The 13,155-nt window shown below is 60.1% G+C and carries 15 protein-coding genes; 9 read left to right on the forward strand and 6 right to left on the reverse strand.

Translation table 11 applies throughout. The annotated features are described in order from the left end of the window. Positions 1 to 251: 251 nt before the first annotated feature. Positions 252 to 740 (reverse strand): GNAT family N-acetyltransferase, encoded by a 489-nt coding sequence (locus tag PMES_RS13645; RefSeq protein ID WP_076625740.1) that lies wholly within the window; start codon positions 738 to 740, stop codon positions 252 to 254. Positions 741 to 1,007: 267 nt separating this feature from the next. Between PMES_RS13645 and PMES_RS13650 the strand changes: the two genes are divergently transcribed. Beyond that, complete coding sequence (locus PMES_RS13650) at positions 1,008 to 1,739, forward strand: hypothetical protein (protein WP_159966287.1); 732 nt, start codon at positions 1,008 to 1,010, stop codon at positions 1,737 to 1,739. 96 nt (positions 1,740 to 1,835) lie between these two features. Here the strand turns inward: PMES_RS13650 and PMES_RS13655 are convergent, their stop codons facing one another. Continuing rightward, positions 1,836 to 2,066, reverse strand: coding sequence for a helix-turn-helix domain-containing protein (locus PMES_RS13655; RefSeq protein ID WP_159966288.1), 231 nt, complete (start codon positions 2,064 to 2,066; stop codon positions 1,836 to 1,838). 79 nt (positions 2,067 to 2,145) lie between these two features. Here PMES_RS13655 and PMES_RS13660 point away from each other — a divergent pair, with 79 nt between their 5' ends. The 4 genes from PMES_RS13660 (at position 2,146) to PMES_RS13675 (ending at position 3,991) form a co-directional block, all read left to right on the forward strand. Continuing rightward, the gene (locus tag PMES_RS13660; protein WP_159966289.1) at positions 2,146 to 2,931 is read left to right on the forward strand and encodes a hypothetical protein; all 786 of its coding nucleotides are present in this window, start codon (positions 2,146 to 2,148) and stop codon (positions 2,929 to 2,931) included. A gap of 17 nt (positions 2,932 to 2,948) precedes the next feature. Next, on the forward strand, positions 2,949 to 3,230 hold the full coding sequence (locus tag PMES_RS13665; protein ID WP_159966290.1) for a hypothetical protein: 282 nt from the start codon (positions 2,949 to 2,951) through the stop codon (positions 3,228 to 3,230). Positions 3,231 to 3,341: 111 nt separating this feature from the next. Continuing rightward, positions 3,342 to 3,632 (forward strand): hypothetical protein, encoded by a 291-nt coding sequence (locus PMES_RS13670; RefSeq protein ID WP_159966291.1) that lies wholly within the window; start codon positions 3,342 to 3,344, stop codon positions 3,630 to 3,632. A 167-nt stretch (positions 3,633 to 3,799) separates the two neighbouring features. Continuing rightward, complete coding sequence (locus PMES_RS13675) at positions 3,800 to 3,991, forward strand: hypothetical protein (RefSeq protein ID WP_159966292.1); 192 nt, start codon at positions 3,800 to 3,802, stop codon at positions 3,989 to 3,991. Positions 3,992 to 4,055: 64 nt separating this feature from the next. On the opposite strand, the gene PMES_RS13680 is transcribed toward PMES_RS13675, so the two are convergent. The 4 genes from PMES_RS13680 to PMES_RS13695 all read right to left on the reverse strand — a co-directional run bounded on the left by PMES_RS13680 (position 4,056) and on the right by PMES_RS13695 (position 8,217). Further along, on the reverse strand, positions 4,056 to 4,298 hold the full coding sequence (locus tag PMES_RS13680; RefSeq protein WP_201289009.1) for an AbrB/MazE/SpoVT family DNA-binding domain-containing protein: 243 nt from the start codon (positions 4,296 to 4,298) through the stop codon (positions 4,056 to 4,058). Between the two features lie 46 nt (positions 4,299 to 4,344). Further along, entirely contained in the window at positions 4,345 to 6,852 is a 2,508-nt protein-coding gene (locus tag PMES_RS13685) for a relaxase/mobilization nuclease domain-containing protein (RefSeq protein WP_159966294.1), read from the reverse strand. After that, on the reverse strand, positions 6,839 to 7,414 hold the full coding sequence (locus PMES_RS13690) for a transposase (protein WP_159966295.1): 576 nt from the start codon (positions 7,412 to 7,414) through the stop codon (positions 6,839 to 6,841). Before PMES_RS13690 ends, PMES_RS13685 begins: the two co-directional genes overlap by 14 nt. Positions 7,415 to 7,608: 194 nt before the next feature. Further along, complete coding sequence (locus PMES_RS13695; RefSeq protein WP_159966296.1) at positions 7,609 to 8,217, reverse strand: HAD family hydrolase; 609 nt, start codon at positions 8,215 to 8,217, stop codon at positions 7,609 to 7,611. Positions 8,218 to 8,577: 360 nt separating this feature from the next. On the opposite strand from PMES_RS13695, the gene PMES_RS13700 reads away from it, so the two are divergent. The 4 genes from PMES_RS13700 to PMES_RS13715 all read left to right on the forward strand — a co-directional run bounded on the left by PMES_RS13700 (position 8,578) and on the right by PMES_RS13715 (position 13,153). Continuing rightward, positions 8,578 to 9,609, forward strand: coding sequence for a replication initiator protein A (locus PMES_RS13700; RefSeq protein ID WP_159966297.1), 1,032 nt, complete (start codon positions 8,578 to 8,580; stop codon positions 9,607 to 9,609). A 114-nt stretch (positions 9,610 to 9,723) separates the two neighbouring features. Then, on the forward strand, positions 9,724 to 10,392 hold the full coding sequence (locus PMES_RS13705; protein WP_159966298.1) for a ParA family protein: 669 nt from the start codon (positions 9,724 to 9,726) through the stop codon (positions 10,390 to 10,392). A gap of 311 nt (positions 10,393 to 10,703) precedes the next feature. Beyond that, positions 10,704 to 12,419, forward strand: coding sequence for an Eco57I restriction-modification methylase domain-containing protein (locus PMES_RS13710; protein ID WP_159966299.1), 1,716 nt, complete (start codon positions 10,704 to 10,706; stop codon positions 12,417 to 12,419). Then, positions 12,416 to 13,153, forward strand: a complete 738-nt coding sequence (locus PMES_RS13715) for a PaeR7I family type II restriction endonuclease (RefSeq protein WP_159966300.1) — start codon at positions 12,416 to 12,418, stop codon at positions 13,151 to 13,153. The genes PMES_RS13710 and PMES_RS13715 overlap by 4 nt, the downstream gene beginning before the upstream one ends. The last annotated feature ends 2 nt before the right edge of the window (positions 13,154 to 13,155 follow it).

A 13,155-nucleotide genomic window follows, 5' to 3' on the forward strand; every position in this document is an offset into this window, starting at 1 on the left:
CACTAGTGCCGCCGACCTACCAATCGAAACCGTTACCAAAAGATGCCATTGGTGCAGCCGCAGCGAATGCACACTTCGTCCCGCAGGGCGGACGGTGCCCAGCCCGTGTCTGAGGGTCCGCTGTCGGGCGCTCGGCGGTCAGAACTCAACCGTTTGTGTCACAGGCGGAATCGACCGTTTTTGACGCAACAGTTTTGGCATGGGGTTTGTGGCCGCAGTGCGGGACGAAACTGTTGTTCGCGGCTTCTAGTTTAGCGCGTTGCCAGCATCGGCAGTATGCGACCCCATTGCGTTTCTTTTGGCTGCCCCGACGGTTCAAATCCTAGCTTCCTGTAAACTGCAATCGCTCGTTCATTGTCCGGGTGAGGGTCGGTCGCGATCACCGGCGCACCGCCGTCAAAGAGAATGTTCATTCTCGCGCTGATGAACGCCGTCCCATGCCCAACTCCGATCATCTTGGGATCGCCGATGTATTGATCGATCCCTCGCGCACCCTTTGGAAGATGTGCAAAGTGATGCTCTTCCCACCCGTGGACGGAGTAATCCTGCATGAAGGCAAATGGACGCCCATCAACCAAGACGATCCAACGCGACACGCGAGGATCGCTTATTTCTTCCTCATCATACGGTTCGTCTGAATCCCACCATTCGCGGACATGTGACTGGGCCTGCCACTCTAACAGCATGGGCAGATCGCCCACCGTCACTTTGCGGAAATCGTATTTTCTGGCGGCTATCATTTTTACACTCTAGCACATCGCTTCACGGTCGGCGTGGGCTCGTTCGAGCCCTTCTCTGCACAGCAGGAAGTGCCAAAACTCAGGCGTTTTTGTCACCGGCGGAAACGACCGTTACTGCCGCCAGAGCTATCATCCGTCGTGGTTCAGGTATCGCTCGCACACGCGGAGCGCTGATATTTGTGCCATCCGAGAACCGTTCCGTGTCTTTTCGTACGAAACAACCATGTTTAAGCTGAATGCAATAAAAGCGGGTAAAGGCGAGCAGCAATGAATTGGGACCATGCCTTGAAAGAGGAAGTCAATACACCGACAGGTAGGAAATGGGTGGAAAACGCTGGCGACTGGGCCAACGAGAAGATTGAAGCCTTTAACCTCAATGAAGTTTTACCTTTTGTAGTGGAGTGGAGCGAAGAAGAAGGCGCAATAATTGACCCAAGAAATATCGTTGGCACCGATCATGCCAGGTACAACCAAGGCATGACATGGCTTCAATTTCTCGGTGGCGGCAAACGGATCAAGACCAAGCTCGACGTTCTGGAGTCCAAACCAGAATACTATGACGATCCCGAGTTACATGCGACCGACTTGGAAAGATGGATTCTCTTCGAGATCGACGGAAAGCTGTATGTGACAGTCGGTAATCATCGAAGTGTCGTCGCAAAATTTCGAGCTCATGAGGAGAATATAACAGCGCAGTGGGTTCACAAGGTTATTCATTTGAAAGTGTCAGGTGCCGCGAGAAACGCTTACGAGACACTGCAAACACAATACCTTCCGTTCGAGCGAGATTTCGGACCTGAACCGGAATGCGTCTGGTGCGAGGGGCCAGATAAGAGGTTCAAAATTCGTGTTCATCTCATTCTACACGGACTTGGCGGGAGCCGTTCTCATGGAAAAATGGAGGTGGCGACCGCGCTAGCTTACGTCAAGCAGCGAAACCGGGTTCCTAGACGCTTTCTCGATTTTTTCCCAAATCTCTGGAAACGTATTTACTCCTGATAAAATCGGAGGAAGTGATAGCGGTTCCCAAAAGATCACTTTGCAATAAGAAAAGCGGACAGAACGCGTTCGACAGTCTAGAAAAACGTGAGGACCTCAGGCCGCCGCCTTCAACAGCGTCCATGCCTCGATGCCCAGAGCCGCCGCAAGCCGGGCGATGTTATCTATAGAAATGTTCTGCTCCGATCGCTCAACGGCACTGAGATAGGTTCGGTTCAACCCGCTCTCCAAGGCAAGCCGTTCCTGCGACCAGCCGCGTTCGGCGCGGAACATCCGAAGGTTCCGCGCAAGTACGTCTCGCAATTCACTTTTTGGCGTTCGCTTCACAAACGGCAGGGTGCCGTTTGTCGGTTTTAACTCTACCTGTTTTAAGATACATTCGGTGTAATCGTCTTCGGAGAAGATCGTGCAAACAGTTCCTTACATCTTGAAACGCCAGCTCCTCGCCCTGATCGGGGACGGCTACGCGATCGACGTGGTCTCGCTGGCGAACGCCGAAAAAACCTCAGCCGTCTGGTATGGCGAATGGGTGATCCAGGTGCCCGAGCAGCGCGGCGAGACGGAGCGCTTCCTTGTGGCGACGGGGCGCGGCACGGCACCGAAGATGCGGATCTGCAAGACGGTGAACGGGCTCGTCTCCCTGATGCACGAGCTGGGCTTCCGCGAGATCTGCATTCCGATGGAGGAAGGCGGCGCGGCCTCGCACCGTCTTGGCGAGCCACCCGTTGCTACCGGCGGGAAAACCCTCGCGGCCGAGCCTGACGCCCCCGTCACCCTCGATGCCGTGAAATCCGGGCTGCTGTGTCTGTCGTATCATGGCTTCGTCTCCGCGCGGCATGCGCCGGAGCTGATCGAGGCAGGTTATGCCAGGCCGGTTACGCTGCATGTCCTGCCAGATGGCGACTACTGGCACAGAATGAACGGCATAGCCCTGACGAAAGCCGGTGAGGCCACAGTCAGGATGGTGGAAGGGCTGGAAAACACCATGCCGCTAGACGCGGGCACCATCCCCGAGTGGGAACGGGTCGTGACGGAATACTATATCGAAGAGCAGGCTTTTCTGGGTGTTTACGCCTCCAGCATCACCTGCGCGAAAAACTGGTATACTGGCGATGAAGCGCCCGAGCAGAGGCGGATCGCCCAACCGCCCGTGCGAGTGCAGCTGAAACCGCGCCGCCGGCAGCGCGCGTAGCACAGGAGGACCAACCGATGAGCCATACCCCGATAGCCAGAGATTTCGCGCGCGAGCGGCAACTGGAACGCTGGAGAGGGTATGGCTACCTCTTCGGCACGTTCTGCATCATCGTCGGCAGCACCATCGCCGTCGCCGCCATCGTCGGACCGCCGATGCAGGAAAGACGCGCTGCCGCGCAGCACTATTGCGGTCAGATCGCCGCACAGGTGGTGACGGGCGATCTGGCACTGGGCCACTACATGGCCACGGACTGTCCCCTGACGACCCTTGAGGCGATTGAGGCGCTCGATCTCTGAGAGGGGGAGGCTGATGCCCGCTGGCCCCGGGCAAAACGGGGATCGCGGATGGGCATCTTCAGAACAACGGGGCACCTTTGAAGGCACACGCACAGAGGCAAAAGGGTAGGTATGGTCGACCTCACGATAGAATTATCGGACGATGTTTACGAACGCCTTGTTGCCGTCGCCGCCTCTGGCGGAATTGAACCTGAACACTTCGTTCGTCAGATCATCGCCGTCGGGGTTGGGGTAAACACCTCTTCGAAAGACGATCCGTTTTCGAGCGTTCTGCTCCGAAACCGTCCCGAGGATCTTTTGAGCTTGGCCGAGGCCGGACCTGTCTTCGTCAGAGACGTAGAGCACGGCGATTTTGTTCTCATCACCGACGAACGTTATGAACAAGGCAGCTCTTCGACTTGACGGGGCGCGCCTCGTTATTGAGGCGTTTTGGGGGCTGTCTGCCCCCTGCCCTGCGGGCATTCCCCCGAGGATGTATGGGGGAAGATGAAAGTGAAAGAGCAAGGCCGCGGGCGCATCGGCCGATCATGGAGCCAGGGCGGCCGCGGCCGTTGGAGAAGGAGCCCGACATGAGAGACGAGGACCGAGAACTGAACCGCCTGTTGCAACAGACCACCCTGCGCCTCGCGCGCGAAACCGCCGAGCTTCAGGCCAGGCCGCTCTCGCACGTGATCCGGCCCGCGATCGGTTTCGCCCTTGGATGCATTTGTCTCGGTATCAGTCTGGCTATCGGCCTGACGCTTCTGGGCAAAGCCCTCTGATCGGGCCGGCACGAAAATACGCGCTGGCAAAAATCGACGGAAAACATTGGCTTTCGGGCGAAGGCTACAGCCTCTCCCGACCGACAGGATGGCCGAACGTCACGTCGGCATGACGGTTTTCCGGCGTGATCCGGGCCAGAAGATCGTCCAGCGCGTAACCATGCGCCCCCACGTGCGCGATGACGATCCGTCCGCGCTCCGCGCGAACTTCGACCGACTGACCGGACGAAAATCCCGTCGCCCTAAGCACGGCCCTCGGTATCCGCACCGAAGCGCCGTTGCCGGACTTTTTCATGATCGCGCGCATGTCGCCCTCCATGGCTTGGCAATCGGGATAGCACATTTCCCAGGTATCAGTGCGTCAGACCGCGCCGTTCGACCTCGCCGGTCGCGAGCTTCCTGTTTTCGGACTCGATATCGAGGATCTCGGAAACCACCCTGTCCAGCGCCTCGCCGTTTGCGACCGCGTGCTCGGGATCGGATTTCAGGTAAACCTTCGTGGCGTTGAGCCGGTCCAGCCGGTCCGGAAGAATCCCGTCAAGGGTATCGACATCACCTGCCTTGAGAGCCGCGATCCCGTCCTCGCCCAGGACGGCCTCGACTTCGCGGCGGAACGGCTCCACGCCCGGTCGCTTGATCTCCATCCGCTCGTCGGCATCCACCTTCTCATAGATCACCATGCGACAAATCTCCGGGTAGCCCTCGGCGCGCGCCCTGGCGGCAATGGCGGATCGCTCCGCTGCAAGACGTTCGGCCTCGCGGCGCTGTGCCTCACGCGCAGTTTCGGCCTGAAGCCGGGCCTGAACCTCCGCTTCGTGCGCCTGTTCCCCTACCCTGAGCACGCAAACCGTCTCGAACGTGTTGGCCAGGCCCCGGACCAGATGCTCGGGCATGTCGGTCTCTCCCTTGCGTCCCTGGTACATCGACCGAAGTGCTGTCGAGACAGCGCCCGGAATGTCACCGGGCGCTCCGGGCAATCGCAGCATACGGTCAGCCGTCTCCATCAGCTCGTCGGCCAACTCGGGATCGACGATGACAAGCTCGCCCTCGGCGTTCTCCCGGTAGACTGCATCCGACGTGTGCGGAAAATCGGTGCGTGTCCCGAACCATGCCTTCTGCTCGGCCTCGATTTGCAGATAGGCTTTCGCCTCGATCTCGTCTGTCCGCTCGGCAATGCGGCTGTCGTCGAGCCCCTGCTTGCGCAGACCCTCCCGGATCTCCACGCACCTGTCCTCAAGCGAGTCCGCGTCGAAATGCATCTCGTAATCCCGGCGGACGACGCCGTCCGTCCGCAGGATACCGGCCTCGGCCAGGGCCTCGCCAAGTTCGACACGCATCCGGTCGAGACTCGCCGCTATGTGTTCCGCATGATCCGGACGCGCGAAATCGAACCCGTTATGCGCCGCGATGGCCTCCCGGTCCTCATTCCGCCACAGGATTTCCAGCGCCGCGTTGTCCGCCCCGGCCTCGATGCGGGCGATGACGGTTTCCGGGGGCACCCCCGTGCCGCGAAGCGCCGTCTCGATCCGCGCGCGCGTGGCCAGGTCGTACAGGCGATCTGTGCGCTCTTCGATGATGTTGGATACGGAATACACTCCGTCCTCGCTCGGCTCCTCCCGCAACAATCGCAGTCGCTCGGCGGCGGGAGCTGCCTGCGGCGCAGGTTCGAAAACCTTGTTTTTGGGCGCCGACCTATCGACCCCCCTGACGCGGTCGATCCAGGACCGCATCCGCTGGCCCAATCCGGCGGCAGGCACATCCTGCGGCTCTTCGACCTTCTGCTCGGGCAGGGAATCTCCCGGAATAGCAGGCGGCGGGGCGTGCGGGTCCCTGTCCGCCTGTGCCAGCAGCAGGGACGCCAGTTCTTTCTGAAGTGCCGGGCGCTCCGCAACGGTCGCGGCACCGAAGCGGTCGAGCACGGGCTTCAGCTCGTCTGCGCGCCTGTCCTCGACCGTTGGCTCATAGACACCCCCTGTCGGCTCCAGCCGCTCACCCTGTGCCAACAGCTCCCCGGCCCGCACCAGTGGCTCCTTGAGCCAGTCATCCGTCACGGACGCACCCAGCCGGGCGTATTCCTTGGCCGCCGACTTCACCGCTGCCTGCGCGGCCGTCAGATCGCCCCCGAACCGCTCCCGGCCCAGGGCCGCCCTGCCCTCCTCGCGCGCCGCATAGACCTCCCGCGTGCGCGGCGGATAGTCGATCACCCCGCGATGCACCCGCCGCGTGGCCTCCAGCCGCACACCGACGGTCTCGGCCGCCTCGACCATCGCGATCCGGAAATCGTCGTAGTTGAAGTGATGATCCCGCCCCAGATAGAAGAACTCGCCCTCCTGCGACTTGCGATTCAGCACCACATGGGCGTGCGGGTGATCGCGGTCCTCGTGCACCGCGATCAGGTAGTCGAAATGCCGCTCATCGTTGCTGAAAAACCGCTCGCAGACCTCGGATGCGATATCGCGCACGTCCTCGCCCTTCGTGCCGATTGGAAAGGACATCAGCATATGCGTCGTTTGCCCGAGCTTCGGGTGGAACCCGTCGCTCCAGCGCCGCGCGAACCGGTCCGCAACCGCCTCGATCTCCTTGCCCGTCAGCGTCTCCTTGCCGTCCAGAACGCCCCGGCTGTCCACGATATGCGAGGATTTCGTTGTCAGGTAGTCGAGCTGGCGCACCAGCTCCGCCCGCGTGTGGCATCCGCCCGACCGGATCGCCTTGAACACCGCCGCCCGATGACCCCGCGCCGCGCGCGCCATCTGCAACCGTTTCGGCTCTCCCGTGAGGCCCTGCATCGAGCCCCGGACACGGCTCCAGCCCTCGTCGAAAAGATCGCCCGTGACGGCGCTGACCGCGTCAACCTTTGGCATCGGCCAGCTCTTTCAGCGCATCGCCCGCCGTCATGGAAATTCCCTCGACTCGCCGCCGCGCCAGCAGATCGACCTGGTCCGCGAAGTCCAGAACGAACCCCGCGAGCTGCCGCATCTGTGCCAGATCGTTCCCGGAAAACGGCGGGCGCTGACCCTTGATGTTCGCCTCGTTCATCCGCTTGGCGATCTGCGTCACGTTGTTGCCGACCCGGTTCAGTGCCGCCCGGAACCCCGCCAGCTCGTCGGCCAGATGCGCGTCCGGCTGAAACAACCCGGCCGCGCCCTGCACCAGCCGCCGCATCCCGTCCGAGCGCGTCTCGATCCCGTTCTTCGCCAGCACCGCATCGAAGGCTGACATCTCCTCGGGCGTCAGCGTCACGCTCATCGTCTCGGTCCGGATGCCGCTGTCGCGCCGTCCCTGCTCGGCTTTCTTGAGCGTGTATTGAATGGCGCGCGACGTGAACCCGAACCGCTTGGCCAATGTCGAAACCGCCACGCCACGACGCGCCTCCGCGACGATCTCGCGGCGTTGCTCCGGGGTGAGGCGGCGTCGGGCGGTCATCGGCTTCCTTTGCGAGCGGATGCGAACAAAGACACCCTATTTCCTGCCATACTCTACAGATCAAAACCCCACTCTGACAATCCGAAGCTTTGCTATGGCGATGGGGAGTTGGAAAAGAGCGGAGATGCAGGTCAGTCGGAGGCTGCCGAAGAGGATGCTCTGTCAAATGCGTCTGCGGTCCGGCCCCTGCCCCCTCACATCGGGCACATCGCAGCTTCCAACTCCAACACGTGCATCGCCCGGAAACCGAAGGATCGCGGACCGTCGATGTCAGCACGCTGGCTGTCGCCGACAAACAGTATGCGGTCTGGGGACAGTCTCAGCCCCTCCGCCACATGGGTGTAGATCGCGGGCTCTGGCTTCAGGGCACCCACAAGGTAGGAGAACGCCTCGATGTCCACCTGCCCTGGAAGGACGCTCCGGACTGCCGGACCATAGGGGCTGGCCAGGTTCGAGCAGAGGGCCGTCCGCAATCCAGCCGCACCGACGCCGGTCAGGATGTCGGCCATGCCGTGTCTCAGCTGGAGAGAGGCCAGCTCGGCGGTAATTCCTGCCTCGACGCGAGCCATGATCTCCGGAGCAATCGCGAGCCCGAGGGAGGCCGGCCAGTCGGCCGTCACTCGATCTTCGCGCATCAGACGGTGCCTGAAATCCGACCGCGCGTTAGCTGGCAAAGCACGCAAGAACGGGAGGTAGGCTCCGCGTCGATCTCCGATCTCAACCAAGGTGCCGAAGACATCGAAGCAGACCGCGTCGACCTCGCCGATGATGGTTGGACATGGTTGAGGCGCAGGGCGTTTCACAGGCGGTCCTGTTGCATCCGGTCGTGCCCTTCCCTTTTTTGTTCTGAGCCTGTCCAGACCGTTCCTATGAAGTGATGCCGGATGCCGCTCTTGGTTTTCCCAAGCATGGTGCGAGGGTTGCAACGGGTTCGACATTGGCCGGTGAGAACTTTGGGTGGCGGTTATCCACAGGCTTAGGGTGTTAGATATGTGTTAGATTCTGTGTTACGGATACGAAAAAGGGAATTTACCCCCATACTTTCAGAAGTTTAGATGCATCTTCGGTAACTAAAAACACGAATCTTGGTAACTGATATCCTGCTTTTGGTAACTGAAAACACGAATCTTGACAGCGGTAACTAAAAACACGAATGTCACCTCATGGTAACTGAAAACACGAATCTTGCCCCTCTCCTACCGGATCGCCATCCGCAGCACGACCTGTTCATTTGCGACGTTGCAGATGCGGTGCTCAAGGATGTGATGCAGCACATGGAGCATCCGTTCTACTCGCTCTCGAAGAAGCCTGAGACGACGGTAAAGCGGTACAGGAACGGCGAGAACTGGCTGGAAATCACGCCGAGTGTCAAAGGGCTCGCCACGATCTACGACAAGGACATCCTAATATATTGCATCAGCCAGATCATGGCGAAGCTGAAGAAAGGCGAACAGGTCTCGCCACGCGTCCGGATCAACTCACGAGAGCTGTTGATCTTCGCCAACCGTGGTACGAGCGGCCGGGAGTATCAGTCCCTCCTCGATGCACTTGATCGTCTCGAAGGAACCAGGATCAGGACTAACATCGTGACCGGTGACGAGGAGCAGATCGACGGCTTTGGTTTGATAGACGCCTCCTCCATCCGCCGGAAACATGGCATGGACGGCCGCCTCCTCTGGTGCGAGGTTCAGCTTTCCGGCTGGGTGTTCAACGCGATCCGGAACGAGGAGGTCTTGACCTTACATCGGGACTACTTCCGCCTGCGGAAACCGATCGAAAGGCGCGTCTATGAGTTGGCCCGCAAGCATTGCGGTCAGCAGAAGACTTGGCGGATCACGCTCGCCAAGCTGTTGTTGAAGTCCGGCTCCCAGAGCCCGGAGAAGCGGTTCCGTCAGATGGTCAAAGAACTAGCGCGACACGATCACCTTCCCGATTACCGCGTCACGTTCGATGAAGAAGCCGATATGGTCATCTTCAACAACCGCGGAACGATGCATGGAGGTCCACTTATTGAAGGCCGCGTGTCCACCTTGAAGGCTGAGACCTACGAATGGGCGCGCGAGGCCGCCCCAGGATGGGACGTTTACCACCTAGAGCAAGAGTGGCGAGAATGGATCGTCGAGCCGCCCCGCGATGCGGACCGTGCGTTCGTCGGCTTCTGCCGCAAATGGTTCGAGAAGCGCGGGCGACCGTAGGGTCGCATAACCGGTACGAGAAACGTAACCGGTACTAGAAATAAATTAGGTATTGGAAATAAAACCGGTTACTGATATAAAACCGGTAATGAAAACAAACGGCAGGTACGAGCAATGCCAGTCATCGTCATGGCAAGCCCGAAGGGAGGCGTGGGGAAGTCTACCTGCGCCGTACTTCTTGCATCGGAGTTCGCCCGCATGGGAGCCGAGGTCACGGTTCTGGATTGCGACCCCAACAAGTCCCTGAGCCGCTGGGCATCTCACGGAATGCCCAAGGGCGTATCGCTGCTGAGCGATATCGGTCGCTCGGAAATCGTCCCGGCGATCCGCACCGCTGACGGCGATGGAAAGATCGTAATCGTCGATCTGGAGGGTATCGCATCACAGCTTGTGAGCCGCGCGATCTCTCAGGCCGATCTGGTCATCGTTCCGATGCAAGCAACCGCGCTCGATGCTGAGATCGGCTCTGAGGCTCTAGCCTTGGTGCGCGAAGAGGAAGATGCGCTTGGCCGCGAAATCCGACAGGCGGTGGTTCTGACAAAGACGAGCGCGGCCGTGAAGAGCCGCGTTCAGAGGGAGCTCGAGGAGCAACTGCGCGGGGCAGGGATCGACGTGATTGAGCCCTCTCTGGTCGCCCGCGCTGCCTTTTCGGAGATCTTCGCTTACGGCGGCGATCTGACAGCAATGATGAACGATCCGGAGATGATGACCGGCGGCAAGGTCGAAAAAGCCTTGAAGAACGCCCAGAGCTTCACGGAGGCTGTCTATGAACGGCTCAAATAGGCTAGCGGGTCTGACGGCTAGACCCAAGGAGACAAGCGCCGAAGAGGTCCGGCGCGTAGATGAGGTAGGGGAGGCGAGGGGGTTCCTGGACCGCACCCCACGCAAAAAGCCCGGTCGCAAGCCCAGCCCCAGGACCTACCAGCTGCACCCGAAGGTGTTTCCGAGAGTGGGGGAGGCGATCGCGGCAGAGGCCGAGAGGCTTGGCATCACTCAAGGTCAGTTGATCGAAAGAATGTGGGACACTTACAGTTCAAATTAACAAAAAGACGTTCGACTGGTTCGAACTCCAATTGCATGTCAAAGCAGGCCATATGAATAGACCCCTCTCGATACAGCCACAGTTTGATGGATTCTGCCCTGTAGCTAATGCGGTTGAACGCTTGGCAGGTGCTTCGGGCCTAGAGGAGCGTGGTGCAATCTATACCAAACGCGAGGTTGTAGATTTCATCCTCGATCTGGTGGGCTACGAGGCTGACAAGCCGCTGACAAGCTATCGCATCCTCGAGCCCTCTTTTGGAGACGGGGATTTTATCCATCCGATCGTTGATCGGCTACTGGCCGCCGCGCAAGGGGAACCAGGCGGATTGACGGTTAAACGTCTCAAGCCAGCGCTGCGCGCAGTTGAGCTGCACCGTGCAACCTACATGAAACATCGGGCGAGCCTTGCGGAGAAGCTGCAAGGGGTCGGCTTGTCCGGTGCTGAGGCCGAAGAGCTGGTGACGGCCTGGCTGATCCAAGGCGATTTTCTGCTCTGTGATTTCGACCACGACTTCACGCATGTTGTCGGCAATCCGCCGTACATCCGGCAAGAGGTCATCCCAGACATCCTCATGACGGAGTATCGGCTGCGCTATGAGACGATCTTCGACCGCGCAGATATCTACATACCGTTCATCGAAAAATCGCTGAGCGCGCTCGAGCAGGGCGGGCGACTTAGCTTTATCTGCGCGGATCGTTGGATGAAAAACCGATACGGGCGGAAACTACGCGAGATGGTCAGCCGGGATTACGCGCTGTCCATCTACGTCGATATGGTGGACACCCCCGCTTTTCATAGCGAGGTGACGGCCTATCCGGCGATCACCGTGATCGAACGGTCGAATGAAAACCGCACGCGCGTCTTCGCGCGGCCGGAGATCGACCGGGATGCGCTGCGGTCGCTGAGCCGTGATCTGACGGCTCAGGAGCTAAGCAAGAACAGCATTGTCCGTGAAATCCGGGATGTCGCCGCAGGGACGGAGCCTTGGGTTTTGAGCGGGTTTGACGAGCTGGCCTTGGTCCGGCGGCTCGAGGCGAAGTTTCCAAGGCTGGAAGCGGCGGGGTGCAAGGTCGGGATCGGCGTTGCGACCGGCGCGGACAAAGCCTTCATCGGAGATTTCGAAGAGCTCGATGTCGAACCGTCCCGCAAGCTGCCATTGGTCATGACGCGGGACATCCTGACGGGCGAAGTGCAGTGGCAGGGCAGGGGGGTCATCAACCCCTTTGATGATGACGGCAAGCTGGTGCGCCTCGAGGAGTATCCGCGCCTGGCGAGGTATCTCGAAGAGCGGCGCGACGTGATCGCCGGTCGGCATGTCGCGACCAAAGCACCTGCCAACTGGTATCGAACGATCGATCGAATTCATCCTGCGATCACCGACCGGGAAAAGCTATTGATCCCCGATATCAAGGGCGATGCAGCCATCGTGTACGAATCTGGCAAGCTGTACCCGCACCACAATCTCTACTTCATCACCTCGAGCACCTGGGACGTGCGCGCCCTGCAAACGGTCATGAAATCGGGGATCGCGCGGCTCTTCGTCTCGCTCTACTCGACAAAGATGCGTGGGGGTTTCCTGCGCTTCCAGGCCCAATATCTGCGCCGCATCTGCCTGCCATCCTGGGACAGTGTCAGCGAAAAGCTACGGACGACGCTCAGGGCGTTGTCAGAAGCGGATGATCCGGTGGCCCGCAACGCGGCCGTAGCAGAGCTTTACGGGCTCTCTTCGGGCGATATGCGGCTTGTCGAGGGGAGTGCAGCGGCATGACACTCGATCTTGCGAACTTCGAAGACCAGGCCCGCGAAGCGGTCAAACTCTTCTGGGGCAACCGCGAAGCCGCGCTAGCGCGGCAAGTAGAGGCCGGGAACGTTGATGCCGGAACCCGAGGGGCGGTGACGGCGGGCAAGAACATGGATGGCTTCCTGGTCATCGCCCAAAGCCTCATCGAGGCCAACGGCCTCAAGGGTGCGCAGATTTGCGTACAGCAACGCGCTCTGACCCTGCCGGGCTTCTACCGGCCGACAAAGCTTTGGGACATGCTGGTGATGCATCGCGGCCAGCTCGTCGCCGCGCTCGAGTTCAAGTCTCAGGTAGGCCCTTCATTCGGCAACAACTTCAACAATCGCTGTGAAGAGGCGATCGGCACCGCCCACGACCTTTGGACGGCCTACAGGGAAGGAGCCTTCGGAGATGACGCACCGCGCCCGTTCCTGGGTTGGATCATGTTGCTCGAGGATTGCCCGAAGTCGAACGCGTCAGTCTCCGACAAGCAGCCGCATTTCTCGGTCGATCCGGCGTTTCGTCGGGCGTCCTACGCGCAGCGGTACGACATACTGTGCAAGCGCCTGGTACAGGAAGGGCTTTACACGAGCGCAACCTTTCTGGCCTCGCCACGAGAAGCCGCCGCCGATGGGGCGTACCGGCATATAAGCGATCTGACATCGCTGCGGACCTTCGTCACAGAATTTGCGGGTCACATAGCGGCCGTGGCGGCACGGTAGGT

The sequence above is a fragment of the Profundibacterium mesophilum KAUST100406-0324 genome (assembly GCF_009835145.1).
Classification (GTDB): Bacteria; Pseudomonadota; Alphaproteobacteria; order Rhodobacterales; family Rhodobacteraceae; genus Profundibacterium; species Profundibacterium mesophilum.

What these genes read in the sequence shown, in the direction of transcription:
- PMES_RS13645 (WP_076625740.1), bottom strand. Translation starts at nt 740, where the DNA reads ATGATAGCCGCCAGAAAATACGATTTCCGCAAAGTGACGGTGGGCGAT.
- PMES_RS13650 (WP_159966287.1), top strand. Translation starts at nt 1,008, where the DNA reads ATGAATTGGGACCATGCCTTGAAAGAGGAAGTCAATACACCGACAGGT.
- PMES_RS13665 (WP_159966290.1), top strand. Translation starts at nt 2,949, where the DNA reads ATGAGCCATACCCCGATAGCCAGAGATTTCGCGCGCGAGCGGCAACTG.
- PMES_RS13670 (WP_159966291.1), top strand. Translation starts at nt 3,342, where the DNA reads ATGGTCGACCTCACGATAGAATTATCGGACGATGTTTACGAACGCCTT.
- PMES_RS13675 (WP_159966292.1), top strand. Translation starts at nt 3,800, where the DNA reads ATGAGAGACGAGGACCGAGAACTGAACCGCCTGTTGCAACAGACCACC.
- PMES_RS13680 (WP_201289009.1), bottom strand. Translation starts at nt 4,298, where the DNA reads ATGCGCGCGATCATGAAAAAGTCCGGCAACGGCGCTTCGGTGCGGATA.
- PMES_RS13685 (WP_159966294.1), bottom strand. Translation starts at nt 6,852, where the DNA reads ATGCCAAAGGTTGACGCGGTCAGCGCCGTCACGGGCGATCTTTTCGAC.
- PMES_RS13690 (WP_159966295.1), bottom strand. Translation starts at nt 7,414, where the DNA reads ATGACCGCCCGACGCCGCCTCACCCCGGAGCAACGCCGCGAGATCGTC.
- PMES_RS13700 (WP_159966297.1), top strand. Translation starts at nt 8,578, where the DNA reads ATGGTAACTGAAAACACGAATCTTGCCCCTCTCCTACCGGATCGCCAT.
- PMES_RS13705 (WP_159966298.1), top strand. Translation starts at nt 9,724, where the DNA reads ATGCCAGTCATCGTCATGGCAAGCCCGAAGGGAGGCGTGGGGAAGTCT.
- PMES_RS13710 (WP_159966299.1), top strand. Translation starts at nt 10,704, where the DNA reads ATGAATAGACCCCTCTCGATACAGCCACAGTTTGATGGATTCTGCCCT.
- PMES_RS13715 (WP_159966300.1), top strand. Translation starts at nt 12,416, where the DNA reads ATGACACTCGATCTTGCGAACTTCGAAGACCAGGCCCGCGAAGCGGTC.